28 protein-coding genes are annotated in these 25388 nt (G+C 66.9%); 22 read left to right on the forward strand and 6 right to left on the reverse strand.

Translation table 11 applies throughout. The annotated features are described in order from the left end of the window. The 16 genes from ACXAGF_RS06220 to ACXAGF_RS06295 all read left to right on the forward strand — a co-directional run bounded on the left by ACXAGF_RS06220 (window position 1) and on the right by ACXAGF_RS06295 (window position 16426). On the forward strand, window positions 1–1014 hold the full coding sequence (locus ACXAGF_RS06220) for a 5-oxoprolinase subunit C family protein (protein WP_475015318.1): 1014 nt from the start codon (window positions 1–3) through the stop codon (window positions 1012–1014). Further along, window positions 1011–1787, forward strand: coding sequence for a LamB/YcsF family protein (locus ACXAGF_RS06225; protein WP_475015320.1), 777 nt, complete (start codon window positions 1011–1013; stop codon window positions 1785–1787). Before ACXAGF_RS06220 ends, ACXAGF_RS06225 begins: the two co-directional genes overlap by 4 nt. Continuing rightward, the gene (locus ACXAGF_RS06230; RefSeq protein WP_475015321.1) at window positions 1784–2623 is read left to right on the forward strand and encodes a 5-oxoprolinase subunit B family protein; all 840 of its coding nucleotides are present in this window, start codon (window positions 1784–1786) and stop codon (window positions 2621–2623) included. Before ACXAGF_RS06225 ends, ACXAGF_RS06230 begins: the two co-directional genes overlap by 4 nt. After that, a complete protein-coding gene (locus ACXAGF_RS06235; protein WP_475015322.1) occupies window positions 2620–3981 on the forward strand; it encodes an acetyl-CoA carboxylase biotin carboxylase subunit in 1362 nt (453 codons plus the stop codon). Before ACXAGF_RS06230 ends, ACXAGF_RS06235 begins: the two co-directional genes overlap by 4 nt. 16 nt (window positions 3982–3997) lie before the next feature. Next, window positions 3998–4213: a biotin/lipoyl-binding carrier protein gene (locus ACXAGF_RS06240; RefSeq protein ID WP_475015324.1), complete on the forward strand. Its 216-nt coding sequence runs from the start codon at window positions 3998–4000 to the stop codon at window positions 4211–4213. 2 nt (window positions 4214–4215) lie between these two features. Then, a complete protein-coding gene (locus ACXAGF_RS06245) occupies window positions 4216–5694 on the forward strand; it encodes an NAD-dependent succinate-semialdehyde dehydrogenase (protein ID WP_475015325.1) in 1479 nt (492 codons plus the stop codon). Between the two features lie 153 nt (window positions 5695–5847). After that, window positions 5848–7122, forward strand: a complete 1275-nt coding sequence (locus tag ACXAGF_RS06250) for an aminotransferase class III-fold pyridoxal phosphate-dependent enzyme (protein WP_475015326.1) — start codon at window positions 5848–5850, stop codon at window positions 7120–7122. 29 nt (window positions 7123–7151) lie between these two features. Continuing rightward, window positions 7152–7514 carry a nuclear transport factor 2 family protein gene (locus ACXAGF_RS06255; RefSeq protein WP_475015328.1) on the forward strand — a complete coding sequence of 121 codons (363 nt, stop codon included), beginning with the start codon at window positions 7152–7154 and terminating at the stop codon, window positions 7512–7514. A 41-nt stretch (window positions 7515–7555) separates the two neighbouring features. Continuing rightward, entirely contained in the window at window positions 7556–8584 is a 1029-nt protein-coding gene (locus ACXAGF_RS06260; RefSeq protein ID WP_475015330.1) for an LLM class flavin-dependent oxidoreductase, read from the forward strand. 67 nt (window positions 8585–8651) lie between these two features. Further along, window positions 8652–9317: an NADPH-dependent F420 reductase gene (gene npdG, locus ACXAGF_RS06265; protein WP_475015332.1), complete on the forward strand. Its 666-nt coding sequence runs from the start codon at window positions 8652–8654 to the stop codon at window positions 9315–9317. Continuing rightward, a complete protein-coding gene (cofE, locus tag ACXAGF_RS06270) occupies window positions 9314–10078 on the forward strand; it encodes a coenzyme F420-0:L-glutamate ligase (RefSeq protein WP_475015333.1) in 765 nt (254 codons plus the stop codon). The genes npdG and cofE overlap by 4 nt, the downstream gene beginning before the upstream one ends. Continuing rightward, complete coding sequence (gene cofD / locus ACXAGF_RS06275) at window positions 10075–11031, forward strand: 2-phospho-L-lactate transferase (protein ID WP_475015335.1); 957 nt, start codon at window positions 10075–10077, stop codon at window positions 11029–11031. Before cofE ends, cofD begins: the two co-directional genes overlap by 4 nt. Continuing rightward, window positions 11009–14029, forward strand: a complete 3021-nt coding sequence (cofH, locus tag ACXAGF_RS06280) for a 5-amino-6-(D-ribitylamino)uracil--L-tyrosine 4-hydroxyphenyl transferase CofH (protein ID WP_475015337.1) — start codon at window positions 11009–11011, stop codon at window positions 14027–14029. Before cofD ends, cofH begins: the two co-directional genes overlap by 23 nt. Window positions 14030–14032: 3 nt before the next feature. Then, complete coding sequence (locus ACXAGF_RS06285; protein WP_475015339.1) at window positions 14033–14968, forward strand: LysR family transcriptional regulator; 936 nt, start codon at window positions 14033–14035, stop codon at window positions 14966–14968. Then, window positions 14946–15257: a hypothetical protein gene (locus ACXAGF_RS06290; protein WP_475015340.1), complete on the forward strand. Its 312-nt coding sequence runs from the start codon at window positions 14946–14948 to the stop codon at window positions 15255–15257. The genes ACXAGF_RS06285 and ACXAGF_RS06290 overlap by 23 nt, the downstream gene beginning before the upstream one ends. A 215-nt stretch (window positions 15258–15472) precedes the next feature. Beyond that, a complete protein-coding gene (locus ACXAGF_RS06295; RefSeq protein WP_475015342.1) occupies window positions 15473–16426 on the forward strand; it encodes a LysR family transcriptional regulator in 954 nt (317 codons plus the stop codon). Here the strand turns inward: ACXAGF_RS06295 and ACXAGF_RS06300 are convergent. Further along, window positions 16366–16812, reverse strand: a complete 447-nt coding sequence (locus tag ACXAGF_RS06300; RefSeq protein ID WP_475015344.1) for an ester cyclase — start codon at window positions 16810–16812, stop codon at window positions 16366–16368. The two genes, ACXAGF_RS06295 and ACXAGF_RS06300, sit on opposite strands and share 61 nt — an antisense overlap. A 146-nt stretch (window positions 16813–16958) precedes the next feature. Further along, the gene (locus tag ACXAGF_RS06305; RefSeq protein WP_475015346.1) at window positions 16959–17327 is read right to left on the reverse strand and encodes a DsrE family protein; all 369 of its coding nucleotides are present in this window, start codon (window positions 17325–17327) and stop codon (window positions 16959–16961) included. A gap of 64 nt (window positions 17328–17391) precedes the next feature. On the opposite strand from ACXAGF_RS06305, the gene ACXAGF_RS06310 reads away from it, so the two are divergent. After that, window positions 17392–18381: an AraC family transcriptional regulator gene (locus ACXAGF_RS06310; protein ID WP_475019227.1), complete on the forward strand. Its 990-nt coding sequence runs from the start codon at window positions 17392–17394 to the stop codon at window positions 18379–18381. 46 nt (window positions 18382–18427) lie between these two features. Here ACXAGF_RS06310 and ACXAGF_RS06315 read toward each other — a convergent pair whose 3' ends face one another. Together ACXAGF_RS06315 and ACXAGF_RS06320 are read right to left on the reverse strand one after the other, a co-directional pair. Continuing rightward, window positions 18428–19162 carry a glutathione S-transferase family protein gene (locus ACXAGF_RS06315; protein WP_475015348.1) on the reverse strand — a complete coding sequence of 245 codons (735 nt, stop codon included), beginning with the start codon at window positions 19160–19162 and terminating at the stop codon, window positions 18428–18430. 14 nt (window positions 19163–19176) lie between these two features. Further along, entirely contained in the window at window positions 19177–19608 is a 432-nt protein-coding gene (locus ACXAGF_RS06320; protein WP_475015350.1) for a DoxX family protein, read from the reverse strand. Between the two features lie 98 nt (window positions 19609–19706). On the opposite strand from ACXAGF_RS06320, the gene ACXAGF_RS06325 reads away from it, so the two are divergent. Then, window positions 19707–20162, forward strand: a complete 456-nt coding sequence (locus ACXAGF_RS06325) for a MarR family winged helix-turn-helix transcriptional regulator (RefSeq protein WP_475015351.1) — start codon at window positions 19707–19709, stop codon at window positions 20160–20162. 48 nt (window positions 20163–20210) lie between these two features. On the opposite strand, the gene ACXAGF_RS06330 is transcribed toward ACXAGF_RS06325, so the two are convergent. Both ACXAGF_RS06330 and ACXAGF_RS06335 read right to left on the reverse strand, forming a co-directional pair. Further along, the gene (locus ACXAGF_RS06330; protein WP_475015353.1) at window positions 20211–21083 is read right to left on the reverse strand and encodes a hypothetical protein; all 873 of its coding nucleotides are present in this window, start codon (window positions 21081–21083) and stop codon (window positions 20211–20213) included. A 104-nt stretch (window positions 21084–21187) separates the two neighbouring features. Beyond that, on the reverse strand, window positions 21188–22093 hold the full coding sequence (locus ACXAGF_RS06335; RefSeq protein WP_475015355.1) for a LysR family transcriptional regulator: 906 nt from the start codon (window positions 22091–22093) through the stop codon (window positions 21188–21190). A 105-nt stretch (window positions 22094–22198) separates the two neighbouring features. Here ACXAGF_RS06335 and ACXAGF_RS06340 point away from each other — a divergent pair, with 105 nt between their 5' ends. From ACXAGF_RS06340 to ACXAGF_RS06355, 4 genes are read left to right on the forward strand one after another with little or no spacing between them, the layout of a single operon-like run. After that, the gene (locus tag ACXAGF_RS06340) at window positions 22199–23203 is read left to right on the forward strand and encodes a zinc-binding alcohol dehydrogenase family protein (protein ID WP_475015357.1); all 1005 of its coding nucleotides are present in this window, start codon (window positions 22199–22201) and stop codon (window positions 23201–23203) included. Window positions 23204–23228: 25 nt separating this feature from the next. Beyond that, window positions 23229–23531: a DUF1330 domain-containing protein gene (locus ACXAGF_RS06345; RefSeq protein ID WP_475015359.1), complete on the forward strand. Its 303-nt coding sequence runs from the start codon at window positions 23229–23231 to the stop codon at window positions 23529–23531. Between the two features lie 49 nt (window positions 23532–23580). Next, window positions 23581–24546 carry a TIGR03571 family LLM class oxidoreductase gene (locus ACXAGF_RS06350; protein WP_475015361.1) on the forward strand — a complete coding sequence of 322 codons (966 nt, stop codon included), beginning with the start codon at window positions 23581–23583 and terminating at the stop codon, window positions 24544–24546. 10 nt (window positions 24547–24556) lie between these two features. Continuing rightward, window positions 24557–25372 carry an SDR family NAD(P)-dependent oxidoreductase gene (locus tag ACXAGF_RS06355; protein ID WP_475015363.1) on the forward strand — a complete coding sequence of 272 codons (816 nt, stop codon included), beginning with the start codon at window positions 24557–24559 and terminating at the stop codon, window positions 25370–25372. The last annotated feature ends 16 nt before the right edge of the window (window positions 25373–25388 follow it).

Consider the following 25388-nt stretch of genomic DNA (forward strand, 5'->3'; position numbering starts at 1 on the left):
ATGAATGAGGAAGTCCCCGTCATCGAGATCCTCCAACCGGGGCCTCTGACGACCGTGCAGGACAGCGGTCGGCCGGGCTACCTGAGCCGCGGCGTGCCGCCGGCCGGCGCTCAAGACAATCTCGCGCTAAGGGTCGCCAACATTCTCGTCGGCAACAGGCCTGGCCCGGCGATGAACTCGCTGGCCGATCCCGGTGCGGCGGGGCTTGAATGCACCCTGGGCGGGCTCGGCTTTCGCCCGACTGCCGATGTCCTCGTTGCCGTTACCGGCGGCCATGCCAGCATCACCTGCGATGGAACCGAGGTGCCGCTCTACGAGAGCTTCCACGCGCCGGCCGGATCGGTCGTGAAGATCGGGTCGGTCAAGGCCGGGCTCAGATGCTATGTCGCGATTGGCGGTGGCATCGACGTTCCGGCCTATCTTGGAAGCCGTGCGACGCATGTCGCGATGGGCTCGGGCGGGTTCAAGGGCCGCAAGCTCGCGGCTGGAGACAGGCTTTCGCTGTTCCCCCATGGCAGTCGCCCGACACGCAGCGCCCCTGGCGCACTGCGTTTCCGCCCCTCTGAGACCACGATCGAACTGCGTGTGACCGAGGGGCCGGAAAAGGCAATGTTCGATGATGAGAGCATTGCCGCCTTCTTCGGCAGCGCCTGGAAGCTTCTCCCGGTGTCCAACCGCATGGGGTTCCGCTTTTCCGGTCCAAGGCTGACCTTTCGGCCGGGACGTCCTGCCTATCTCGACCGCGACGGCGGGGCGAACCCCTCCAACATCGTGGACGACCTGATCCCGCTGGGCGGGATCCAGTGCCCGGACGGGACGGCCGCCATCGTGATGGGCGTGGAGCACCCGACAGCGGGCGGCTACACCAAGATCGGTACCGTCATTACCCCCGATCTCTGTGCGCTGGGGCAGGTGCGGCCAGGACAGGAAGTGCGTTTCCGTGAAATCGCCGCGGCAGAAGCACGCGAGGCCGCTATCGAAATTGAAAATCGTTTGGCGGAGTTCGCGGCATGAGACGGATCGACATCAATTGCGACTGTGGCGAAAGCTTTGGCAACTGGAAGATGGGAGCCGATGAAATCGCGCTTCCGCGCGTAACCTCGGCCAACATCGCCTGCGGCTTTCATGCCGGTGATCCGGTGACGCTGGTTCGTACCGTAAAGATCGCCGCCGATGCGGGGGTGAATATCGGTTGCCACCCGGGCCTGCCGGACATTCTCGGGTTCGGTCGGCGGCGAATGGCGATCTCGGCCGAGGACGCTTATGCCTACACCCTCTACCAGATTGGCGCGATCCAGGCCGCGGCACGCGCGGTCGGAACGGAACTGTCCCACGTCAAGCCGCATGGCAGCCTGATGAGCATGCTCCAGACCGACGAAGCGCTCGCACAGGCCTATTGCCGGGCGGTCGCCGATGCCGCGCCGGGCGCGTCGATCTATTTCGTTGCCCCGCTCGACTTGTGGGTGCTGCCGCCGATCGCCGCGGGCATGGGGCTGCGCGTCGTGCCCGAGGTCTACCCCGATCTTTCCTATGATGACGCCGGAAATGTCGTGGTCCAGAGAAACAAGCAGCATACCGACATTTCGGACGCGGTGGCCCAGATCGAAAGTTTTCTCGACGAGGGGCGGGTGCGGACCATGTCTGGCCGATGGCTGAACATCGAGGCCGAAAGCATCTGCGTTCATGGCGATGGACCGAATCTTGTCCCGCTTCTGGACGCGATCGACGGCGTCCTGGCCGCTCGGGGCGTTGACCTCCGGCCCATCGGAAAAGGAGAATCAGCATGATTTACGATGTGCCGATCTACAGACAGCTTGGCGATTGCGTGGTCGCGGTGACGTTTTCCGACACCGTGAGCCTGGCCGAAAACTTCCGGGTGCATGCGATCGCGGATACCATCGCCGAGCATCCGTTCCCGGGTCTCGTCGAGGTGGTGCCGCATATCCGTAGCCTCGGCATCGTTTTCGACCGCACGATGACCGACGCGGACCGGATTACCGCGCAGTTGAAGGACACGGTTGCCGCAACCGCCCGGCCGAGTGTCTTGCGCTCGCGCAGGTTCGAGGTGCCGATCTGGTATGACGACCCCTGGAGCCGCGCTCTGGCGGACCGTTTCAAGGTCGAGAACAATCTCGAGTTCCTCGCCAGGTCGAATGGCATCGACCCGCAGGAGGTCATCGCGCGGCACACCGGAACCGACTTCTGGATCGCGGCGGTTGGGTTCGTGCCGGGGTGCTACTGGGCGCTTCCGCTCGATCAGGACAAGGCGCTTTCGGCGCCCAAATACGTGGTGCCGCGCGATTACACTCCGGCCCGAACGCTTGCGCTCGCGGGGCTGTCCAGCACCATCTATCCCTACGCCGGGCCGGGCGGCTACCAGTGCATCGGTCGCACGCCGATCGAGTTCTACATGCTCGGTCAGCCCGGTCCGCTCTACCCCGAGGACGGTGCCCTCGTGCGCCGGGGCGATCGCCATCGTTACCGGGCGATCGACGCACTCGAATACGAGGCGATCCGCGAGCAGGTTCGCTCCGGTAGCTATCAGATCAAGTTCATCGAAGAAGACCTCGACCTCACCACGCTCGATCTGGTGCCGTCGGGCAACGAGGAGGGCGCGGCGTGAGCGCAGAAATCAAAAAGATCCTTATCGCCAACCGGGGTGAGATTGCGGTGCGCGTGATCCGCGCGGCGCGGGAAATGGGCATCGGCAGTGTCGCCGTCTATTCCGATGCCGATGCGGAGGCACCACATGTTCGGCTTGCGGACGAGGCGGTCCACATCGGCGAATCGGCTTCCGCCAAGAGTTATCTCGTCGGCGAGCGGATCATCGCGGCGGCGCGGGAGACCGGCGTACAGGCGATCCATCCCGGCTACGGATTTCTGTCCGAGAACGCGGATTTCGCTGATGCCTGTGCCGCGGCCGGTCTAATCTTCATCGGCCCCCGCGGCGATGTCATTCGCGCTATGGGATCGAAGGTCGCTTCGCGCAAGCTGATGAAGGAGTCGGGCGTCCCGGTAGTTCCTGGCGACACGACGCCTGTCACCACGATCGAGGAGGCGCATGAACGCGCGGCGGCGATCGGTTTCCCCGTGGCGTTCAAGGCCGCCGCGGGCGGTGGCGGCAAGGGCTTTCGTGTGGCCATGGATTCGGCCGGGGTCGAGGCGGCCTTCACCGGAGCGTCTTCCGAAGGTGAGCGGTTCTTCAACGACGGCGAGGTCTACGTCGAGCGCTATCTCCCGAAGCCGCGTCACGTCGAGGTTCAAATCCTCGCCGACACCCATGGCAATGTCATTCACTTGGGCGAGCGAGACTGCTCGGTCCAGCGGCGCCATCAGAAGCTGATCGAGGAGTCGCCGGCGCCAGCGATCGACGAGGCGATGCGCGCGCGCATCGGGGAGATCGCCGTGCGGGCCGCCAAGGCGATCGGCTACACCTATGCCGGGACGATCGAGGGGCTGTTCGTCGACGGCGAATTCTACTTCCTGGAAATGAACACCCGGCTCCAGGTCGAGCATCCGGTTACCGAGCTGGTGACCGGTATCGATCTTGTCCGTGCCCAGATTGAAATCGCGCAGGGCAAGCCGCTGCGCTGGTGGCAGGAGGATATCGTCCTGCGCGGCCATGCGATCGAATGCAGGATCAACGCCGAAAGCGCGGCCAAGGGCTTCATCCCCCGGCCCGGACAGATCGTCGACTACGTGGAGCCTTCCGGTCCCGGCGTTCGCGTCGACAGCGGCGTGGGGGCGGGCAGCAAGATCACGCCGTTTTACGACCCGATGATTGCGAAGTTGATCGTCTGGGATGAGTCCCGCGAGGCCGCGACCGCGCGGATGCTGCGGGCACTGGCGGAATTTCGGATCGAAGGTTGCGAGACGCTGATCCCATTCCACCGCGGCTTTCTCGCGACCGAGGAGTGGGCGCGGGGCGAAACCGGGCACGACCTGATTTCGGACCGCGCCTTCCTTGCCAGCCTGACCTGAAGAACGGAGCCAAAACATGAACGTGAACGCAGAACTTGACGCCAACGTCTGGAAGATCCTCGTCGCCGAGGGCAGTCCCGTCGCGGCCGGGGATGTCCTGATCATCCTCGAGTCGATGAAGATGGAGATAAACGTGGCAGCGCCGGCCGCCGGCACGATCGCAAGCATCGCAGTGGCTGAAGCGGACTCGGTCGAGCAGGACCAGTTGCTCCTGGTGATCGAGGAGGACTGAGCTTGGCCAATCTGGTGATTCCGGCCACGCCGCTTCGAGCGGCGGCCAATGCGTTGCGCCAGAACCGCTGCCTGGTCGGCGGCGCGTGGATCGGTGCTGCCGACGATGCGGTCATGGAGGTTCGCAACCCGGCCGACGGTTCCCTCGTCGGCCTTGTGCCACGGCTCGGGACCTCGGAGACCCTCGCTGCCATCGATGCTGCAGAGCGCGCCGGGCCGTCCTGGGCCGCCCGCACCGCCGGGGAGCGATCGAAGATCCTGCGCCGCTGGTTCGAACTGATCGTAGAGAACGAGGAAGCCCTCGGCGAACTCATGACGGCCGAACAGGGCAAGCCACTGGCGGAAGCGCGTGGCGAGGTGCGCTACGGCGCGGCGTTCGTCGAATGGTTCGCCGAGGAGGCCAAGCGTCTCTATGGAGAGACGATACCGGGCCCCCAGCCCGACAAGCGGCTGATCGTGATGCCGCAGCCGGTCGGGGTATGCGCGGCGATAACGCCCTGGAACTTTCCGATTGCGATGGTCACACGAAAGGCCGCCCCTGCGCTGGCCGCGGGCTGCACGATGGTGCTGAAGCCCGCCAGCCAGACGCCGCTCAGCGCGCTCGCGCTCGCGAAGCTGGCGGAGATGGCGGGTGTCCCGCCCGGCGTCTTCAATGTCTTGACCGGCGGCGCGCGCGACATCGGCCGCGCAATGACCTCGAGCCCGAAGGTCCGCAAGCTGACCTTTACCGGCTCGACCGAGGTCGGGCGGCAATTGATGGCGGAAAGCGCCGCAACCGTGAAGAAGCTCAGCCTGGAGCTCGGCGGCAACGCACCGTTCATCGTGTTCGACGACGCCGACCTGGACGCCGCCGTCGAAGGTGCGGTGCAGGCAAAGTTCAGGAACAATGGCCAGACGTGCGTCTGCGCCAATCGCATCTACGTGCAAAGGGGCGTCTATCAGGCGTTCGCGCAGCGACTGTCGAGCCGCGTGTCGCGCCTGAGCGTCGGCCCGGGCACCGTGGCCGGGGTCGATCTTGGACCGCTGATCGACGCCGACGCGCTGGCCAAGGTGAAGGAGCATCAAGCCGATGCAGTGGCCCGCGGTGCACGGGTTCTCGTGGGCGGTGAGGCCGACGAGCGCGGTGGAACCTTTTATCGGCCGACCGTGCTCGCCGACGTGCCGGCAGACGCACTCGTGGCCCACGAGGAAACCTTCGGCCCCCTTGCGCCTCTGATAGCCTTTGACACCGACGATGAGGCGATCGCGCTCGCGAATGCCACCGAGTTCGGATTGGCGGCCTACTTTTACGCTCGCGACCTTTCGCGCGTCTGGCGTGTCGCAGAGGCGCTCGAGGCGGGCATGGTCGGCGTCAATTCGGGCCTGATCTCCACCGAGGTCGCGCCGTTCGGAGGGATCAAGCAGTCGGGCCTTGGTCGTGAGGGCTCGCGCCACGGTCTCATTGAGTATTGCGAGCTGAAGTACCTCTGCCTGGCCGTCTGACGGCGAGCGGAGGTGTGCGTTTTGCCACGTGAACTGGCGAAATTGCTCCTCTTACCCGAGCGTGACTGCCGATAAGTTGAAAACACAACGGCAAGCGAACCGCATCTTCCCGAACGAAGCAACCAACGCGAACAGCAGAACATGAACTCGACCATGACGACCACCAACACCGCCACTGCTCGGTACATGCGGACGATGACGACCGCGGAACTGCGCTTCCTGCGGACATACGAGGCAGCCTTTGGGGCGCGGCGAATGTCTGCCCTGGTCGCCAGCGGAAAGCTGATCTGTGAAAAGGATGCCGATGGCGTCTATCTCCGCGACATCGCCGGCAGGCAGTACCTTGATTGCTTTCTCGCCACCGGCGTCTTTACCCTCGGCCACCGCAATCCCGTCGTCGGCAGGGCAATGCTGAACGCCCTCGAAGGCGAGAGCTACAGCGGCGTCTTCTACCTCAGCGAGGCAAAGGGGGAACTGAGCCGGCGCCTTGCCGAAACCTCGCCGGACGGTCTGAACGTGGCGCTGCCCGCGGTCGGGGGCGGGGAGGCCATGGACCTCGCGATCAAGCTTTGCACCGGTGCCACCGGCCGGAGCGGCGTTGTCTGCTGTACGAAGTCATACCATGGAAGCGCCGGCGTTGCAGCGGAGCTTGGCCCGCCGGTCCTGCGGGACTGGTACCCAATTCGCGCGCTGCAGGTGACGCAGATCGAGCCCGGCGATCTCGATGCCCTCCGGGTCTCGCTCACGGAGAATACCGCGGCGGTGGTCATGGAGCCGATCCGCAGTCTGTTCGACGGGAAAAAGGCGGATGCCGCTTACTGGGCGGAAGTGCGCCGTCTGTGCGACGCCAACGGAACGCGCCTGATCATCGACGAGGTTGTCTGCGGCATGGGCCGCCTCGGTCGGCTCTGGGGCAGCGAGCTGTTCGGGATACAGCCCGATGTCGTGGTGACGGCGAAGGGACTGTCCGGCGGGTATTTCCCCATGGCTGCGGCCGTCGTCCGCGAAGATCTTCTCGAGCGGTGGGGCAGCAACCCGTTCCGTGCCTATTCCAGCTATGCCTGGTCCAATGTCGGCGCCCGCGTAGCGCTCGCGGCCATTGAGGAAACCGAGCGGTTGCTGCCGGTCGTCGCCCCGGTCGCCGACGCGCTTGAGGATGGGCTGATGTCCATTGCAGCAGACGCGGCGGACGTGGTCGAAGCCGTGCAGCGCACCGGACTGCATTTCATACTGAAGACAAGACCGGAGCGGGTTTCCGGCAAGGACCTGACATTGCGCTGCCTGGCCAACGGGCTGCTGCTCCAGGCTTCCGGCGCCTATCCCGAGGCGCCTGCCAAGATCCTTCCGCCACTCGTCCTGCAGATGCCGCATGTGGATGAGATCTGCACCAAGCTTCGTCAATCACTCGCAGAGCTCACCGCCGGATGAGCATCCCTGCCACCGAGGAGTAAAGCCCAATGTCACATGTCGACATGCTCAGAGACTTCATCAAGGCGCTCAATACGCATGACCTCGACAAGATCATGTCCTTCTTCTGCAAGGACTGCATTTTTTTCGCTGCCGCGGGGGAGGCGCCCAACGGGACGGCCTATCGCGGCATAGACGAGGTCCGGCAGGGGTTCGAGCTGATTTTCGATCGGTACAGCGATGCCGTCTGGGCGCAGGACAATCACTTCGCCGCCGGGTCGCGCGGTTACTCGGAGTGGACGTTCCAGGGCACGGATCGTGACGGCAACCGTGTTTCGGTTCGCGGCTGCGACGGCTTCGTGTTCCAGGGCGACCTGATCCAGGTGAAGGACTCGTTCCGCAAGCAGGTTTGAGACGGCGGGAGGATCCCGTCTGCATAGGGAAAGGAAAGCAGATGAAATTTTCCATCATGTTTAGCTTCGTGAACCCGCCCGATGCGGCTTCGACGCATCTGGACACCTTCCGGGAGCTGGATCGCCTTCTGCCGCTGGCAGAGGCGCTTGGATACGAGGCGTTCCACACGACCGAGCATCACTTCCAGTACAACGGCTGGGCGCCCAGCCCGCTTCTGGTGTTGGCCAAGGCCGCGGGCCTGACGAAGAACATGCGTCTGGTCACCAACATCATGCTTCCCTCGTTCTACAAGCCCCTCCGACTGCTGGCGGACCTCACGACGCTCGACAACCTCTGCGACGGTCGGCTGACGGTCGGCACGTCTCCTGGGTATGCCTCGGAGGAATTCGCGGCCTTCGAGGTAGACTACCAGAAGCGTTTCGCAATCCACGAGGAGACGATCGACTTCATCCAGCATGCGTGGGCAAACCCGCATGACGTCGGCTTCAGCGGAACCTATGTGAACGTCCCGAATTGCGAAATGGTGCCGAAGCCGGTCCAGAAGCAACTGCCGATCTGGTACGGCGTCTCCGGTCCGAAACTGCTTGAGCGTGCGGCCAAGCGGCGGGTGCCGGTCACCGCCTCTCCACGCCATACCATCGAGGAACTGAAGGCCCAGTTTCAGCACTACACCGAGATCGCCGCCGCGCACGACTACGTGCCGGAAGAGCGTCCCGTGATCCGTGAGTGTTTCGTCGCACCGACGACGGAGGAGGCCGAACGCATCGCCGGCCCGGCCGTGACGCACCTCTTCAGCCTGTACGGCAAGAAGTCGGCCCAGGGCGAGCGCGAGCTTCGCAATGACAAAGGCGAGTTGATCAGGAATGCCGACGACGTCGATTTCCGCACCTTCGCCTCACGCTACATCATCGGCGATCCGGAGGTGGCGAAGGCGGACATCCAGCGGTTGATCGACGAAGTCAATCCGACGGAGATCAACCTCCGCATGCAATTGCCGGGTATTCCCACCGATGCGTTCGAGCGCTCGATCAGGCTGTTTGCGGAAAAGGTCATACCGGCCTTCAAGTGAAACGTTCCCGGGCACGGCGCCGGAAGGTGCGCCGTGCGCCAAACAAGCAAACATACTGGAGTGTCGAATGTCCATCAGGGAACAGAAGATTGCCATCGTCGGAGGCACGGGCGGACTTGGCGGCGCGCTCGCCGAACGCCTCGCGCGTCACGGAATTTCGGTAATCATTGGGTCGCGCGATCCGTCAAAGGCGGAGACCGCGGCGCGTGCGCTGCTGGACAGGATCCCAAATGCCCGGATAGCGGCCATGTCCAACGAGGCCGCGGCGCGCGTCGGCGATGTCATAGCGGTGACTGTCCCGTATTCCTCCCATACGGAAACGTTGCAAGGCATCGCCGGCGCCCTCTCGGGCAAGATTCTTATCGACGCGACCGTCTGCCTCAATCCGCCCAAGGTCGGCACGGTCGCGATCCCGGCGGAAGGATCCGCCTGCGTCCAGGCGCAGCGCATGCTCGGCGACAAGGTGCGCGTGGTGGCCGCCTTTCAGAACATTTCCGCGGCCCATCTCGGCGGGGAAGAGGATCTCAACTGCGACGTTCTGGTTTGTGCCGACGATCCCGAGGCGCTGCGCAGTGTCGCGGACCTGGTGGAGGCTATCGGCCTGAAGGCCTGGGAGGCCGGGCCGATTGCGAACTCGGTTGGGGTCGAGGCGATGACCTCGATTCTCATCTCCATCAACCGCCGGCACAAGATCAAGGGTGCCGGCGTGCGGATCATGGCGGCACACGGATGACCACTAGCTCGGCCCTCGGTCTCTCCTCGCTACCGGAAGTCCCGCTCGTACGGGCGGGGGACGATGTAGCCGAGCTCTTGGCCGCCTCGCTCGAGCGCATCGGGGGCCTTGAGACGGGCGACGTTGTCGTAGTGGCCCAGAAGATTGTCTCGAAGGCCGAAGCCCGTGCGGTCCGGCTCGCCGAGGTCACGCCGGGCGATCGGGCGCTGGAACTGGCGGCAGCCTGCGGCAAGGACCCCGCGCTGGTCGAGCTGGTTCTGAGAGAAAGTCTTTCCGTCGTCCGTGTGGCGAAAGACGTACTGATCGTCCGCCACAGACTGGGTCACGTCATGGCCAATGCCGGGATTGACCAGTCCAATGTCTCGCAGGAAGCAGGCACTGTCGCGCTGTTGCTGCCGGTCGATCCCGACGCGAGCGCCGACCGCATCCGGGAGTCGCTCGGCCGGCGCTTCGGCGTACTGCCCGGTGTCGTGATTGCCGACAGTTTCGGTCGGGCCTGGCGCGTCGGTACGACTGGCACGTGTATCGGGTCGGCGGGGCTTTCGCCGCTTCTCGACCTGCGCGGCCAGCCCGACCTCTTCGGACGGCGGCTCGAGGTTTCGCAGCAGGCTGTCGGCGACGAGATCGCCGCCGCCGCATCGTTGTTGATGGGGCAGGGCCGGGAAGGCGTTCCCGCCGTGCGCATCCGCGGGCTCAGCCTCGATCCCGGCGGCAACACGGCGGATCTGATCCGGCCGGTGGAACAGGACTTATTCTCATGAGCGGGCGGCCCAGGATTCTGGCCCTCAGCGGCGGCGTCGGAGGTGCGAAACTCGCCGCCGGGCTCGCGCAACTGCTGGCCGAACAGCTGACGGTGGTGGTGAATACGGGAGACGACTTCGACCATCTTGGGCTTCGCATCTGTCCGGATATCGACAGCGTTTGCTATGCCCTGGCGGGGCTGAATGACCGGCAGCGCGGATGGGGGCGGAGCGATGAGAGCTGGGCGTTTCTCGAAGCGGTGCGGCAACTTGGCGGTCCGGATTGGTTCCAGCTCGGTGACCGCGATCTTGCGACGCACGTGCTGCGCACCGCCGGATTGCGTGGCGGCGAAACGCTGAGCGAGGCGACGGGACGTATCGCCCGTGCCCTCGGTATTGCGGCGGCCGTGGTGCCGATGAGCGATGATCCGGTCGCGACGATCGTTTGTACCGACGAGGGCGACTTGCCGTTCCAGGAGTATTTTGTGGCGCGGCAATGCCATCCCGCGATCCGTGGCGTCCGGTTTGAGGGGGCCGCAAGCGCGCGGGCGGCACGTCAACTGACGGGCCAGGGCTTCGACGGAATCGTGATCTGCCCCTCGAACCCCTTCGTCAGCGTGGATCCGATTCTGTCCCTGCCGGGGGTGAGGCAGGCACTGAACGAGCGGTCCTGCCCGGTCGTCGCCGTTTCCCCGTTTGTCGGCGGGCGGGCGCTGAAGGGCCCCGCGGCGAAGATGAGCGCGGAACTCGGCCTTGCGACCGACCCGGCCGCGCTGGCTGCGCACTATGCGGGGCTGGTCGATGTTCTGGTCGTTGATCGCGCAGATGTGCCAGCCGAATGGACCGGGCGTATGCGTGTGCACGCGACCAACATTGTCATGATCGAATCGGAAGACGCAGTCCGGCTGGCGGAAGCATGCCTTGGGCTGATCCACGAAATCGGGGGTGGGCATGAAACGCACGAACGTGAGTGATCTTGCGCTGGTCGTACTGTTCAAGGGCGGCCCTAACGCCAAATCGCGGCTTTCCGGCGTGCTCGACGCGCCGATGCGGCAGCGCCTGGCCCTGGCGATGTTGGCCGATCAGGCGGCTGCGATGGCCACCGTCGTGCCGCCTGGGCAGGTGTTCGTGGCGACAGCCGACGCAGGCGCGGCCGACATCGCACGCGGACATGGGTTCGGCCTGATCCCGGACGGCAATGAAGGCGGGCTCAACGGCTCGGCGGAGAAAGCGGCCACGGTTCTCGCGGCGCGCGGCTTCCGCCGGGTCATATTCCTTCATTCCGACCTGCCGCTCGCCGGCCAGAAGGCGATCCACTGGCTGTGGGCCAAGGCTTCGCGCCAGGCCAGCTTTGTGATTGGTGACCTGGCGGGCGAGGGTACCAACGTGCTGTGCACCCATCTGCCGCTTGCCTTTGACCTCGCCTACGGTCCGCGAAGCCATGACCTGCACATGGAAAGGGCGCACCGAGCCGGGCATGCCTGTGTGTCGCTCAGCCGGTTCGACCTGTCCTGGGACATGGATACGACCGATGATCTTACGCAGATGCAGGACGGACCGGCGTCCGGCCTGAGCCCGGGGCCGGAGGTCCTGACGCTGTTCGCCGAATTCGCTGTCGGGGCCGCCGGTCGCGCTCGCCGCCAGAACAAGTCCGATCCGCTGCTGTCGCTGCCGGCCAGCGAAATTGCGCCGCGTGCTGCGGCGATCCGTACCCGCGCCTGGGGCCGCACGATGACCTATTCGCGGAAGGTCTTCATTCCGCTGACCCGGCTCTGTCGCGACGTGTGCCACTACTGCACGTTTGCCACCCGGCCGAAGACGTTGAAGGCACCGTATCTTTCCGTCGCGGAGGTCCTCGAGATCGCCCGCGCGGGCGAGCGCGCAGGGTGCAAGGAAGCGCTGTTCACCCTCGGTGACAAGCCGGAGGCGCGCTATGACGATGCCCGACAGGCGCTCGCCGACATGGGATTCAGCTCGACGATCGACTACCTCATCGAGACCGCGCGGGTCGTTTTGGCAGAGACGGGGCTCATCCCGCACATCAACGCCGGCCTGCTGTCCGACGCGGAGATCGAACGGCTCCGGGCGGTCTCGGCATCTGCAGGGCTGATGCTGGAATCCGGGGCCGCGCGCCTCGCAGCGCCGGGAATGCCCCATCACGGTTCGCCGGACAAGCTGCCTGCGAAGCGAATGGAAACGCTCCGTGCGCTCGGCCGCGCCCATGTTCCCACGACAACGGGCCTGCTGGTGGGGATTGGCGAAAGTCGCGCCGAACGGCTGGCCGACCTGCGGGCTATCGCCGAGCTTCACAGGGAGTTCCGTCATATTCAGGAAGTCATCATCCAGAACTTCCGGGCAAAGCCTGGAACACGAATGGCCGATGCTCCCGACCTGCCGCTGGACGAGCTGTTGTGGACCATCGCCGTGGCCAGGGTCGTCCTTCCCGCCGATATCAGTATACAGGCGCCGCCCAACCTCAATCCGGGCGCGACCGTGGCGTTGATCGGAGCAGGAATCAACGACTGGGGCGGGATTTCGCCGGTTACCCCGGACCACGTGAACCCCGAAGCGCCATGGCCGGAGATTGCCCATCTCGAGGCCGAATTGTCCGCAATCGGCTTCGGGCTTGAAGAGCGCTTGACGATTTACCCTCGGTACGTCGTGGGCAAGGACGAGTGGGCCGACCCGGCAGTACACGGTGCAATCGACCGGCTGACCGACGCCCAGGGCTATGCCCGCTCCGACAGCTGGATGACCGGGCGCAGCCGAGCGCTGCCGGACCGGGTTGCCAGGCGCCTTCCGAACGGCCGCGCGGGGTCGAACATCCGCAACCTGTCGCAGGCGCAATCGGTACTGGCGCGGTTCCGCCCGGAACGCAGTGCCTTCGACGAGCAGGACATCGTACGGCTGTTCGCCAGTCGCGATGATGACTTTACCGACGTCCTTGCCGCTGCGGACCAGTTGCGGGCCGAGACGCACGGGGACACCGTCACCTATGTGGTCAACCGGAACATCAATTATACCAACATCTGCTACTTCAAATGCCGGTTCTGCGGATTTTCCAAGGGCAAGACGCACGCGCATCTGCGAGGCAAACCCTATAACATCGGTCTTGAGGAGATCCAGCGTCGCGTGTCGGAGGCTTGGGCGCGCGGAGCCACCGAGGTTTGTCTGCAAGGTGGCATACATCCGGAATACACCGGCAAGACCTACCTGGACATTTGCGCTGCCGTGCGCGAGGCAGCGCCCGGCGTACATATCCACGCCTTCTCGCCGTTGGAAATCATGCAAGGCGCCAAAACGCTGGGTTCTTCCCTGGAGAGCTTCCTGTCGCGTCTGGTCGCCGCAGGGCTCAATAGTCTGCCCGGCACCGCTGCCGAGATCCTCGATGACGAGGTTCGTGCTGTCTTGTGCCACGACAAGCTGACGACGAGCGAATGGTTCGAGGTGATGCGCGTGGCGCACGGGCTTGGCTTGAGGTCCACGTCGACCATCATGTTTGGCCATGTCGACCGCTACGAACACTGGGCGCGGCACCTGTTGCGTCTTCGCGAGGCTGCCCGGATGTCCGGCGGGTTCACCGAGTTCGTGCCGCTTCCGTTCGTTGCCCATGAGGCCCCCATATTCCTGCAAGGCAAGAGCCGCGCCGGCCCGTCGCTGCGCGAGGCCTTGCTGATGCATGCGGTGGCTCGACTGGTGCTGAGCCCCTTCGTCCCGAATATTCAGGCGTCATGGGTGAAGCTCGGAGAGGAAGGCGTGACGGCCGCCTTGAAGGCCGGCGCAAATGATATCGGCGGAACCCTGATGGATGAGACCATCACCCGGTCCTCAGGGGGCGCGCACGGATCAGAGATGACGGCTGCGCATCTGTCTTCTATCATCTGCGCTGCCGACAGGCGGCCGATGCAGCGCACAACCCTTTACGGGGCGGTATCGGGACAGCTTGCTGCTGCACCGGTTCCGAGGGATTAGGGGATGAACACAACGCGGCCCTTTCGGGGAACGATTACCGACATTGATCTGCGCCTGCTGCGAATATTCGGGACGATCGTCGAGTGCGGCGGGATAACGCCTGCCGGAATTGAGCTGAACCTGGACCGTTCAACCATCAGCAAGCACCTGGCCGACCTCGAAACACGGTTCGGCATCAAGCTGTGCGAGCGCGGCCGGCATGGCTTCGCGCTGACTGCGGCCGGGGAGCGGGTCTATCAGGCGACGCGCAATCTCCTGGGCACGGTCAACGCCTTCTCCAACGAAATTGCCGGGATTCACGGCTATCTTAGCGGCGTATTCGACATCGCCTTCGCCGACGGCGTGCTGAAGAACCCGGAAGCGCGACTGGAGCGCGCGTTTGAGATGTTCCATCGAGAAGCCCCGGACGTTCATCTAAGGATCAACATTTCGTCCGCAAATGAGATTGAGCGTGGAGTGACCGAAGGGCGCTATCGGGCGGGGCTGGTGCCCTTTCACCACGCAATCGACGGTCTCGACCATGAGTATGTCTTCACCGAGGACGCTTATCTCTACTGCGGTGACGCGCATCCCTTCTTCGCTCGCGGCGATGATGCCGTCTCGCTTGGCGACCTGCGCGAGGCGAACTACGTCGACTGGGGCTATTTCGTCGATACGACGGTCTATCGGTCGCGGCTCGAGTTCACCCCGCGTGCGACGGTGTTCAACAACGAGGGCGCGGCCATGCTGATCTTGAGCGGGCATTTCATCGGTTTCCTGCCGGTCCATTATGCCCAGCAGTGGGAGAGCGTCGGCCGCATGCGCGCCGTGCTGCCGGAACTTGCATACTACCGCAAACCGATGGCCTTCATCTTCAAGCGCGGCCTGGCCGACAGCGCGATGCTGCAGAGATTCCGGGAGTGTCTACGGGCCGCCCATGGCGACCGTGGTTTTGCGTGACGCCTTCCAGCCCGTGGGCGACGCCCGCTTCCTGATGGACAAACAGTCAGACACGCTGGAAGTGCCGGTCAGGGTATTCGTGACGTTCCTCGCCATAGCCATCCATGGGGTCCACAACGCCCGCCCCGGCGATCACTATATGTCTCTTGAGGAACTAGCCGACCTTGTGGGACGTCACCCAAGCTCCATTCACCGAGACCCGCTGCATAGTACGCAAAAGCGGGTATCCTTGCGGGTATCGCTTGGAAAACTGCGCGTGCCAAGGGAGGCGCATGCGTTCTGGCCATAGCCGGCGCGGGACATGATCGGCGGGGCGTGCTTGCACCATTGTTGTAGCGGGGGGAGAGGGCCTTCTGTCATTGAACACCCAGGAGGTCAGGTGTCGCTCGAACAACCTGCGCGCCGTGTCCCGCCGGCGAGGAGCGACGTTGTTGCTGCCGGTTGGGCGTCGAGGCTAACGACGGCGCTTGACCGGCGCCTTGTGCCTTGGTTTGGATGGCGTCCATGTTCGACTGGAACGATCTCCGCTATCTGATCGCCGTCGCCGAGGCCGGCTCGACCACGGCCGCCGCGCGGCGGTTGCGCGTCAACCAGACGACGGTGGCGCGGCGCATCGACGTGCTGGAGCGGGCGCTCGGCGTCGTGCTGTTCGAGCGCCGCGCCGGCGGTTTCGTGCCGACGCGGCGCGGCCGCGACGCCGTGGCGCTGGCGCGGCGCGTCGGGCAGGGCGCCGAGGCGCTGGAGGCCGCGGCCGGGTCTTGGCGCCGCGAGGTGGCGGGCGTGCTGCGGGTGACGACGACCGAGCTTCTGGCCATGGGCGTGATCGCCCCGCTCGTGGCGGAGCTGCGCGACAGCCTGCCCGGGCTCGAGGTCGAACTCCTTGCCGATGACCGAAGGCTCGACCTGCGCGCCGGCGAGGCCGACATCGCCATCCGGCTCGGCCCCCCCGATACCGAGCCCGAGATCGTCGGGCGGCGGATCGGCGACAGCCGGTGGGGCCTGTTCGCCGCCCGGGCCTATGCCGAGCGTCACGGCCTGCCCGACACGCCGGCGGCGCTGCGCCGGCACCGGGTGATCGCCGGCAGCGGCGCGCTGCTGAACCTGCCGGCGCACGCCTGGGTGGCCGGGCTGGCGCCGGAGGCGCCGGTGGCGCTGCGCTGCAATTCGGTGCCGAACCTGGTGGCCGCGGTGCGGTCCGGCGTGGGCATCGGGCCGCTGCCCTATTTCGCCGCCGGCGACGATCCCGCGCTCATTGCCTGCCTGCCGGAGCTCACGATCAGCGCGCCGATCTGGCTGCTGCAGCGCGCCGCCCAGCGGCATGCGCCGCACGTGCGGGCCTTCGCCGACGCCGTGGCGGCGCGCTTTGCCGAGATCCGCGGGCGCCTCGGCGACCCCGCTCAGGCGCGCCTGGCGCCCATCGATGCGGCGGGACCGGCGGCGGACGGGAAGCCTACCTGACGGGCCTGCGCGGCCGCGTCGCGCGCGGCCCAGCGCCCGGCGATGCGGCCGTCGCGGATTTCGAACCATTCCAGCGCGACCAGCTCGTATTCGCGCCCGGTCGGCTCCGTGAAGCCGAGGAACGGGCCGGTCCAGCGCCCGCGTTCGCGGTAGCGCACGGCGACCCGGTCGCCCTCGGCGACCATCTCCTTGACCTCGAGATGCATGTTCAGGCCGTCATGCAGCTGCCGCCAGATCGGCAGGGCGAAGTCCAGCCCGCCGGCGCCCGTCACCCCCTGGATATGGGCGCCGGGGGTAAAAAGCACCTGAAGGCGGTCGAGATCGCCGGCGTTCATCGCGTCGACATAGGCGGCCACGACGGCGCGGTTGCGTTCGGTATCGGTCATGCCATGAGCTCCACTCTGATCCCGCCGCGTCCATCGCGGCGGTTGCGGGCCAGGCTTAGAGCAGATGCTTCGCGGGCGGCAGCCGCAATGCTGCCGCTGCAGCCTGCAGATTTGCAGGGGGCGGGGCGGGCGGCCGCGGTCGCCGGTCAGAAGGACAGCGTTGCTGCGCCCTTCTTGATCTCTTCGTGCATGACGCTGGCGCCGGCGATGATGACCCCGGCCAGGAGGTCGTCCTGGCCGTAGCCCCTGGCCGTGACGCAGGGCGGGCAGGCCCAGATCGTGCCGCCGCGCGCCTGGAAGTCCGAGATCAGCCGCGCCAGCGGATCGAGCGGGGGAACGTGCGTCATCTGCTGGCCGTTGCGGCGGACCAGGTCGATCGCCGAGCTGGTCAGGAAGATGAACACCTGAAGTCCGGCGGTGATGCCGCCATTGGCGATGGTGAAGGCGACGGACGACAGTTCGGAATCGATGCCCCTGGTCAGCAGGACGACCAGTTTTTCGGTACCGGCACTCATGTTAGCCTCCGCTGTTGGCAAGACTTCGAAACATTAGCCCTTGCAGGAGTTGTCGGCATTGGCCGTGCGTCCGAAAGCGTTGATCGCGAAGCCGGGAGAGGGCGAGGCGGCGCTCGCCGCGCTGCTTGCGCTGGCGCTTCAGCGCGTGCGGATTACCGACTCGATGCAGTATTGCTTCATGCCGTCCGGAAACTGGGTCACCGATGCGGCGCCCGCCCCCTACAAGCCCAAGGACGCGATCGGCTTTCACATTCTCGCCGGCGGTTCGTGCTGGATCGAGATCGGCGGCGTTCGGACGGTGCTGGAGGAGGGGGATATTACCGCGTTTCCGTTCGGCACGCCGCATCAGCTCGGCGCCGGCACGGACGGGCCCGAGATCGACCCGGGCGGCGCTCTGACGCCGCCACCATGGCCCGAAACGCCGATCCTGCGGTTTGGCGCGGGCGAACGCGTCGTGCGCATGCTGTGCGGTTACGTCCGCTGCGAGGCGATGCATTTCGCGCCGTTTCGCCAGTCCCTTCCGGAATTCATCCACGTCGCGACCGCCCGCAACGACGACTGGCTCGCCGGTATCGTCGCGCAGATCGTGCGGGAGGTGGATGCGCCGCGTGGCGGCGGGCCGGCCATGCTCGAGCGGCTCAGCGAGATAGCGCTGCTGGAGGTGCTGCGCCGGCAGTTGCTTTGCGGGGACGCCGGCTTTCGCGGGTGGCTGGCGGCGATCAGGGATCCGATTGTCGGGCGCTGCCTGCGGCTGTTCCATGACGATCCCCGCCGCCCGTGGACGATCGCCGAACTGGCGCGCGCAGCCGGGGCCTCCCGCAGCGTGATCGCCGAGCGCTTTGCCGCCGTGCTTGGCACCGCGCCCATCGCCTATCTGCGGGACTGGCGGCTGTTCCTGGCGCGCGAACGCCTGGTCGAGAGCAATGTCGCCATCGCGGTCCTCGCGCTCGAGGCCGGCTACGCCTCGGAGGCGGCGTTCAGCCGGGCCTTCGCCCGGGCGAACGGCCTGCCGCCCGCCGCCTATCGCGGCCAAAACGGCAGGGTCGCGTTATGAGCGTGGTCTATAGGGACGCCAAGCGTCCCTGGATCGCGTCTGCCGGTCAGGCGGGCCGAGCCGCACGGCTCTCCACCCGCTTCCCCAGCGCCGAGCCGCGCGCGACGAGGAAGGCGGCGAGGCGCTCCGGGTAGTCGACGCCGACGGCGCTCTTGATGCTCGGTCGCGCCGCCAGCGCGGCGCGCCAGGCGGCGATGCGCGGCAGGCCGTCGACGAGGAACAGGCCGGCGCGCGTCTCGAACACGTCGAAATAGCGGAAGACCGGGCCGAACACGGCATCGACCAGCGACAGTTGCCCGCCGTCGAAGAACGGGCCTGCGGATCGGCGGTCCAGTTCGGCCTCGAGCCGCTCGAATGCCGCGCGCAGGCCGCTGGCCTCGGCGTCGAGCGTCTCGGCCGTGGTGGCGGTGTAGAGCCGGGCTATGGCATTGAGCTGGGCCGAGCCGAACTCGATCCAGGCCCGGTGCCGTGCCCGCGCCAGCGGCTCGGCTGGGTGGAGCGGGTTGGGCTGCGTCTCCTCGAGATATTCGAGGATCACGGCGGATTCGAAGATCACCTCGTCGCCGTCCGGCAGCGCGACCCGCAGCAGCGGGACCTTGCCCAGCGGCGACAGCGCGGTGAACCAGGCGGGCTTGTCGGACAGGTCGACAAGTATGCGGTCGAAGGCGACGTTCTTCTCCGCCAGCGCGATGGCGGCGCGCTGCACATAGGGACAGAGCGCGTGGCTGACGAGGGTCAGCCCTGGTGCTTTTTCGGCGGCGGTGCGGGGTGCGGACTTCATGGCGGTCCTCCGGTTCAGCGTGCCGGCGCGGCGAAGAGCGGGGTGACGGACGAGGGGACGAGCGCGTAGCGGCCGTCGCCGAGCATGAACTGGCACACCGCCAGCACGGTCAGGTACAGCGGATATTCCCAGCCGCCATTGGTGTAGGCGAACATCCAGCCGTTCTCCCAATGCACCCAGGTCGCGCCGGCGAGGATGGGCGTCAGCGCCAGCGCCACCCATCGGCTCTGTACGCCGAGCACGAGCAGAATGCCGCCGGCCGCTTCCGCCGCGAACACAAGGTGGGCGAGCGGGCCGGGCAGGCCGATCGAGACGAAGAACTGTGCCGTGCCGGCCAGGGTGAAGACGAACAGCTTCAGCCACAGCGAGTGGGCGATGAACATGACGCCAAGCGCGACGCGCAGGAGCGTCACCGCAAGGGGGGCGAGTCGGGTGTCAAGGGGCATTTCGGAATCTCCCATAAAGATGCATTTGCATCTATTTACATGCGAATGCATCGATCGTCAATCTTGATGCATTTGCATGTATCTGCTATGGCTGCGGCATGAGCCACGAACCATCGCCGCTGTCCGAAGAGCACATCACCGCCTGGGCCCGCATGGTCCGGGCGACGAGCGGCATCCTTCAGGCCATCGAGGGCGCCCTGAAGGATGCCGGCCTGCCGCCGCTCGGCTGGTACGACGCCCTTCTGGAAACGCGCCGCGCCGGACCGGACGGGATCCGTCCCGTCAAGCTCCAGGGGGAACTGCTGATCCCGCAATACAACCTTTCGCGCCTGCTCGATCGGATGGAGAAGGCGGGGCTGGTCGAGCGGCTCGCCTGCGACGACGATGGCCGCGGCCAGGTCGTCCGGATCACCGAGGCGGGGAGGGACATGCAGCGCCGCATGTGGCGGGTCTACCGCCCGGCGCTTGAGGCGGCCTTCGCCGGCAGGGTGAGGGAAGACGAGGCGCAGCGATTGGCGGGCATCCTTTCCGCCTTCGCCGCAGCCGCGCGGTAGGGAGGCGGCCGCGCGCGGCGTCGAACCGGCCGGCTCCGGCGACGGCTGTTACCTCGAGACGTACCACAGGGCTGCTGCGGCCAGTGCGATCACCGCCAGCACCTTCCATGCACGCACCAGGACGACCGCCGAAAGCGCCGCCGCGCCCACCAGCCACCAGCCGCTGAGGCCGGCATAGCCGTGCAGGCCGAAGGCACAGGCGGCAAAGGCCGGGACCAGTGCGTACAGTTCGCGCCGGGTCCACGGCCTCGCAGGCTGCGCCGACCGTGACCGGGTGGCCGACGCCTTGCCCGCACGGGTGCGCGGCGATGGAGCCCTGCTCGGACTGTCCGATCCGGGAACCCGGCCGCTGCCGCCGCAGCCGATGCATACGAGCTGCTCCCTGGCCGACCCCCGCCCGGACCCGCCACACGCCGCGCATGCGATGTCGGTAAAACCACCCCGCCCGCTGCCGCTGCAGGAATAGCAGGCCGGGTAGTCCCCGTAGGTCCATCCGGATCCGGCACATACGCTACACGTCGTCATCGCAGCAAAGCCCTGGCCAAAACCAAGCTTTGCACGTTTCCGGACACGCGCGAAGTCGCTCATTAGGGCTAGCGCGGCGGCCAAAGCCATCGCGACCAACCACCGCGCTGCGGCTTGGGCACGTCGCGGGAGCGGCGCGGCGCTCGCAGGCCTAGGGCCGGCCGGCGCGGGACCGCCGTCGAACTCGGGCGTTGCGAGCGCCTGCTCCTTCAGCCGGTCGAGAAACCGCATCACGCTGCGCCCCTTATTGAAGATCCTGGTGGTGCGGAAACAGTAGCCGCTGCGCAGGTGGATGGGCGCGCCAGAGGCGAGGGCGAACTGCTGCGAGCGCACGAGATCGCCAGCCACCGAGCGCCAGCCCAGCATCACCCCGTCGCCGGTCAGCGCCGCCAGCACCGCCTGGACGTAGCTGCTGAATCGAAGGCCGCCGGCCGGCCGCGGCGTAGCAGCAGGCGCCCGGTCCGGGGCCCGAGCCGCCCGCCTGGCGCTCCGGTCTCGTGTCAATCGCTCCAGTCGGGGCGGTTGCCGAGCTTCTCGATCAGGAAGTCGATGAAGACCCGCGTCTTCGGCGTCAGCACGTTCGACCGGGGGTAGATCAGCCAGAGCCCGGAGCGGTCGTTCAGCCGCCAGCCCGGCAGCACGCGCACCAGCCGCCCGGCGGCGATCTCGTGCGCGGCGCTCCACAGCGAGTTGATCGACAGCCCGGCGCCGGCGACCGTCGCCAGCCGCTGCGCGGTGCCGTCATCGACGACCGTGCGGCAATGCAGCGCCTTCGGATCCAGCACGGCGGTTCGCCCGTCGCGGTTGATCAGGTCCCGCGGCAAGAGGTCGGCCCAGGCGATGAGGACATGCCCGGCCAGTTCGTCGGGGCCCTGCGGCGTTCCGTGCCGCGTCAGGTAGTCCGGAGCGGCGCAGAGGACGCGGACGTCGTCGGCCAGCCTGCGTCCCTTCAGGCTGCTGTCGGCCATCGGTGCGCTGCGCAGGGCGAGGTCGTAGCTGCCCTCGATCAGGTCGAAGCGCTTGTCGGACAGCCGGAGGTCGAGCGTCAGTTCCGGGTGACGCGCCTGGAACTCCGGCAGCAGCGGCATGATGTGCAACTGCGCGAAGCTGCTCGGGGCGGTAAAGCGCAAGATGCCGGTGACGCCGGCGCCGCCGTGGCCCATGGCCGCGCGCGCGGCCTCTTCCTGCGCCAGGATCTCGCGGGCATAGGGCAGGAATTCGGCCCCCTCCAGCGACAGCGACACCTTGCGGGTGGAACGGTGCAGTAGTTCCGCGCCCAGCTCCTGCTCGAGCTTGGCGAGCCACGCGCTCGCCACCGCCGGGCCGAGGCCGAGATCGCGCCCGGCGGCACTGATGTTCAGCCGCTCGGCGGCCATGACGAAGAGGCGCAGGCTGTTGGTATCCATGTGATTATCTTCGAAAACGGAAAACTGAACTCAGTTCTGGCCTGTTTCTATGTGTTCGGCAATGCGTATTTTCCCTCCGAGCAACAACCGCATTGGAGCGACGCAATGAAGGCAATCGGATATGAGACGGCGGGCCCGGTGGATGCGCCGGAGGCGCTGAAGGTCTTCGAGGTGGCAAGGCCGCAACTTCGCCCGCGCGACCTGCTGGTGGCGGTGAAGGGCGTCTCGGTCAATCCGGTGGACGTCAAGCTGCGCGCGGGCGCGCAGCCAGAGGGCGGGCCGCGCGTGCTCGGCTTCGACGCCGCCGGCGTGGTTGTCGAGACCGGTTCGGACGTCACCGGCTACACGGTCGGCGACGAGGTGTTCTACGCCGGCGACGTCACCCGCCCGGGCAGCAATGCCGAGTTCCAGGCCGTCGACGAGCGCATCGTCGGGCGCAAGCCGTCCCGCCTCGACTTTGTCGAGGCGGCCGGCCTGCCGCTGACGGCGATCACCGCCTGGGAGATGCTGTTCGACAGCTTCCGTCTGGCCGAGGGCGCGGGCAGCGGCGACAGCCTGCTGGTGGTGGGCGGCGCCGGCGGGGTCGGCTCGATCCTGATCCAGCTCGCCAAGCGCCTGACCGGCCTGACGGTCGTGGCGACCGCCTCGCGTCCGGAGACCCGCGACTTCGTGGCCAGGATGGGGGCCGATCACGTCGTCGACCACCGCGAGAGCCTGGCCGCCCAGATCAAGGCCCTCGGGCTGGCGCCGCGCTACGTCGCCGCGCTGACTGCGACCGACCAGCATTTTCCGGCCCTCGTCGACCTGATCGCGCCGCGCGGCCACATCGCCCTGATCGACGACCCGGCGGCTCTCGACATCAAGCCCGCCAAGCCCAAGGCGCTCAGCATCAGCTGGGAGTTCATGTTCACGCGGTCGATGTTCGGAACTGCCGACATCGCGGTGCAGCGCGACCTGCTCAACCGGGTCTCGGCAATGGTCGACGCCGGCGAGCTGCAATCCACCGTCACCGCGCGCGCCGGCCAGCTCGGCGTCGACGCCCTGCGCGCCGCCCATGCCCGGCAGGAGAGCGGGCGGGTCATCGGCAAGCAGGTGCTCGAAGGGTTCTGAGGTCGCAACCGCAAGAGAGGCAAAAATGGTCTACTATTCCGTCCTCGACGTTACCCCGCACAGCACGGACTGGATCGCCGGCTATCAGCCCTGCGCCGAGGCCCGGGTCGCCGCCTACGGCGGTAGATACCTCGCGCGCAGCGCCAACCACGAGCAGCTCGAGGGCGGCGAGCGGCTGGCCGCCGTGCGGGTCATCATCGCCTGGCCGTCGAAGGCCGCCGCCCTGGCCTTCATGCAGGACGACGCCTACGCGCCGCACCTGAAGGCCCGCACCGAGGGTTCCGTCAGCCACCACTACCTGATCGAGGGCCAGGACGCGCCCGACTGATCTCGCTCCGGCCGCCGGACCTGTCCGGCGGCCGCCACCGGAGGATGCCATGCTCGCCACCGCCGCTGCTGAATTCGCGCGCCTGAACCGCGGTTTCAACGCGATCTTCCGCCCGAGCCGGCTCAGCCTCGGCCTGGTGGTGCCGATCGCCGGCTACCCGGAGGGGTCCGTGCCGGATATGGAGGGGCACCTCGAAAGGGTGCAGCGAGCCGAACGGTTGGGCTTTGCCGCCGTCTGGCTGCGCGACGTTCCCTTCGACGTGCCGTCCTTCGGCGACGCTGGGCAGTTGTTCGACCCGTTCACCTATCTCGGCTTTCTCGCCGGGCAGACCACCCGCATCGCGCTCGGCGTGGCCAGCGTCATCCTGCCGCTCAGGCACCCGGCCCATGTCGCCAAGGCGGCGGCCAGCGCCGACGTGTTGTCGGGCGGACGGCTGGTGCTGGGCGTGGCCTCGGGCGACCGCCCGGGGGAATATCCGGCGATGAACCGCACCCACGGGGACCGCGGCGCGCGGTTCCGCGAGAGCTTCGACTACATCCGCGCGATGGCGCGGCGCCGGCCGGTGTTTGCCAACGGGGCAGGGTCCCTGCAGGGCGACATGGACATGCTGCCCAAGCCGGTGGCCGGCCGCCTGCCGCTGCTGGTGACGGGCTCCAGCCGCCAGCATCCGGACTGGATCGCCGAAAGCGCCGACGGCTGGATGACCTATCCCCGTCCGCTCGAAGAACAGGCGGCCGCGCTGGCGGACTGGCGGGTGCGCGTGAGCGCCGCCGGTGCCCACGCAAAACCCGTGCTGCAGCCGCTCTATCTCGATCTGTCCGACGATCCGGACGATTCGCCGCGACCGATCCACCTCGGTTTTCGCTGCGGCGCGCGCTGGCTTTGCGCTTACCTGCGGCAACTCGAAAGGATCGGCGTCAACCATGTCGCCCTGAACCTGCGCTTCAATGGCGCCCCGATCGATGCCACGCTGGCGCGACTTGCGGACGACATCCTGCCCGCGTTCAACCAGTAAGGACCAGCCAATGCCAAAGACGATCCTGATCACCGGTGCGACGGACGGCATCGGCCGGGCGACCGCCCGCCGCCTGTCCGCGGTCGGGCACACTGTGCTGGTTCATGGCCGCAATGCCGAAAAGCTGACCGCGACCTGCGCGGAACTGCGCGCCCGGCCCGGCGCAGGACCCGTCGACGGCTTTCAGGCCGACCTGTCCGATCTTGCCGGCGTCGCCGCGCTCGCCCGTGCGGTGCTTGCGGCCCACGGACGTCTCGACGTTCTGATCAACAACGCCGGCGTCTTCAAGACCGACCGTCCGCTCACCGCGGGCGGCGAGGACGTCCGCTTCGTCGTCAACACGTTCGCCCCGGCGCTGCTGACGCGGCTGCTGCTGCCGGCGATCCCGGCAGCGGGCCGGGTCGTGCACCTGTCCTCCGCTGCCCAGGCGTCCGTCGATCTTTCCGCGCTTGCCGGCAGCCGCCGGCTGGAGCCGATGGAGGCCTATGCCCAGAGCAAGCTGGCGCTGACGATGTGGAGCCAGGCCCTGGCCGCCGAACTCGGGCCGGACGGCCCCGTCACCGTTGCCGTCAATCCCGGCTCGCTGCTGGCCACCAACATGGTGCGCCAGGGCTTTGGCGTGTCCGGAAACGACGTCGGCATCGGCGCGCACGTTTTGGCCGAGGCGGCGCTGTCGGACGCCTTTGCCCGCGCCTCGGGCCGCTATTTCGACAATGACGCCGGCCGCTTTGCCGCCCCGCATCAGGACGCGGCGGACCCGGCAAGGCTGGCCCGCGTCGTCGGCGCCATCGAGCGCCGGATCGCCGCGGACCTGCGCCTGCCGTAACGGTGGACTTCCGGGA

It is taken from the genome of Mycoplana sp. ABR4_002 (assembly GCF_056159645.1).

Coding starts and splice junctions, on each gene's coding strand:
- ACXAGF_RS06300 (WP_475015344.1), bottom strand. CDS start 16,812: ATGACCGATACCGAACGCAACCGCGCCGTCGTGGCCGCCTATGTCGAC.
- ACXAGF_RS06325 (WP_475015351.1), top strand. CDS start 19,707: ATGAGCCACGAACCATCGCCGCTGTCCGAAGAGCACATCACCGCCTGG.
- ACXAGF_RS06320 (WP_475015350.1), bottom strand. CDS start 19,608: ATGCCCCTTGACACCCGACTCGCCCCCCTTGCGGTGACGCTCCTGCGC.
- ACXAGF_RS06340 (WP_475015357.1), top strand. CDS start 22,199: ATGAAGGCAATCGGATATGAGACGGCGGGCCCGGTGGATGCGCCGGAG.
- ACXAGF_RS06290 (WP_475015340.1), top strand. CDS start 14,946: ATGGCGACCGTGGTTTTGCGTGACGCCTTCCAGCCCGTGGGCGACGCC.
- ACXAGF_RS06355 (WP_475015363.1), top strand. CDS start 24,557: ATGCCAAAGACGATCCTGATCACCGGTGCGACGGACGGCATCGGCCGG.
- ACXAGF_RS06260 (WP_475015330.1), top strand. CDS start 7,556: ATGAAATTTTCCATCATGTTTAGCTTCGTGAACCCGCCCGATGCGGCT.
- ACXAGF_RS06315 (WP_475015348.1), bottom strand. CDS start 19,162: ATGAAGTCCGCACCCCGCACCGCCGCCGAAAAAGCACCAGGGCTGACC.
- ACXAGF_RS06285 (WP_475015339.1), top strand. CDS start 14,033: ATGAACACAACGCGGCCCTTTCGGGGAACGATTACCGACATTGATCTG.
- ACXAGF_RS06240 (WP_475015324.1), top strand. CDS start 3,998: ATGAACGTGAACGCAGAACTTGACGCCAACGTCTGGAAGATCCTCGTC.
- ACXAGF_RS06350 (WP_475015361.1), top strand. CDS start 23,581: ATGCTCGCCACCGCCGCTGCTGAATTCGCGCGCCTGAACCGCGGTTTC.
- ACXAGF_RS06255 (WP_475015328.1), top strand. CDS start 7,152: ATGTCACATGTCGACATGCTCAGAGACTTCATCAAGGCGCTCAATACG.
- ACXAGF_RS06225 (WP_475015320.1), top strand. CDS start 1,011: ATGAGACGGATCGACATCAATTGCGACTGTGGCGAAAGCTTTGGCAAC.
- ACXAGF_RS06250 (WP_475015326.1), top strand. CDS start 5,848: ATGACGACCACCAACACCGCCACTGCTCGGTACATGCGGACGATGACG.
- ACXAGF_RS06220 (WP_475015318.1), top strand. CDS start 1: ATGAATGAGGAAGTCCCCGTCATCGAGATCCTCCAACCGGGGCCTCTG.
- ACXAGF_RS06295 (WP_475015342.1), top strand. CDS start 15,473: ATGTTCGACTGGAACGATCTCCGCTATCTGATCGCCGTCGCCGAGGCC.
- cofE (WP_475015333.1), top strand. CDS start 9,314: ATGACCACTAGCTCGGCCCTCGGTCTCTCCTCGCTACCGGAAGTCCCG.
- npdG (WP_475015332.1), top strand. CDS start 8,652: ATGTCCATCAGGGAACAGAAGATTGCCATCGTCGGAGGCACGGGCGGA.
- ACXAGF_RS06305 (WP_475015346.1), bottom strand. CDS start 17,327: ATGAGTGCCGGTACCGAAAAACTGGTCGTCCTGCTGACCAGGGGCATC.
- cofD (WP_475015335.1), top strand. CDS start 10,075: ATGAGCGGGCGGCCCAGGATTCTGGCCCTCAGCGGCGGCGTCGGAGGT.
- ACXAGF_RS06335 (WP_475015355.1), bottom strand. CDS start 22,093: ATGGATACCAACAGCCTGCGCCTCTTCGTCATGGCCGCCGAGCGGCTG.
- ACXAGF_RS06230 (WP_475015321.1), top strand. CDS start 1,784: ATGATTTACGATGTGCCGATCTACAGACAGCTTGGCGATTGCGTGGTC.
- cofH (WP_475015337.1), top strand. CDS start 11,009: ATGAAACGCACGAACGTGAGTGATCTTGCGCTGGTCGTACTGTTCAAG.
- ACXAGF_RS06345 (WP_475015359.1), top strand. CDS start 23,229: ATGGTCTACTATTCCGTCCTCGACGTTACCCCGCACAGCACGGACTGG.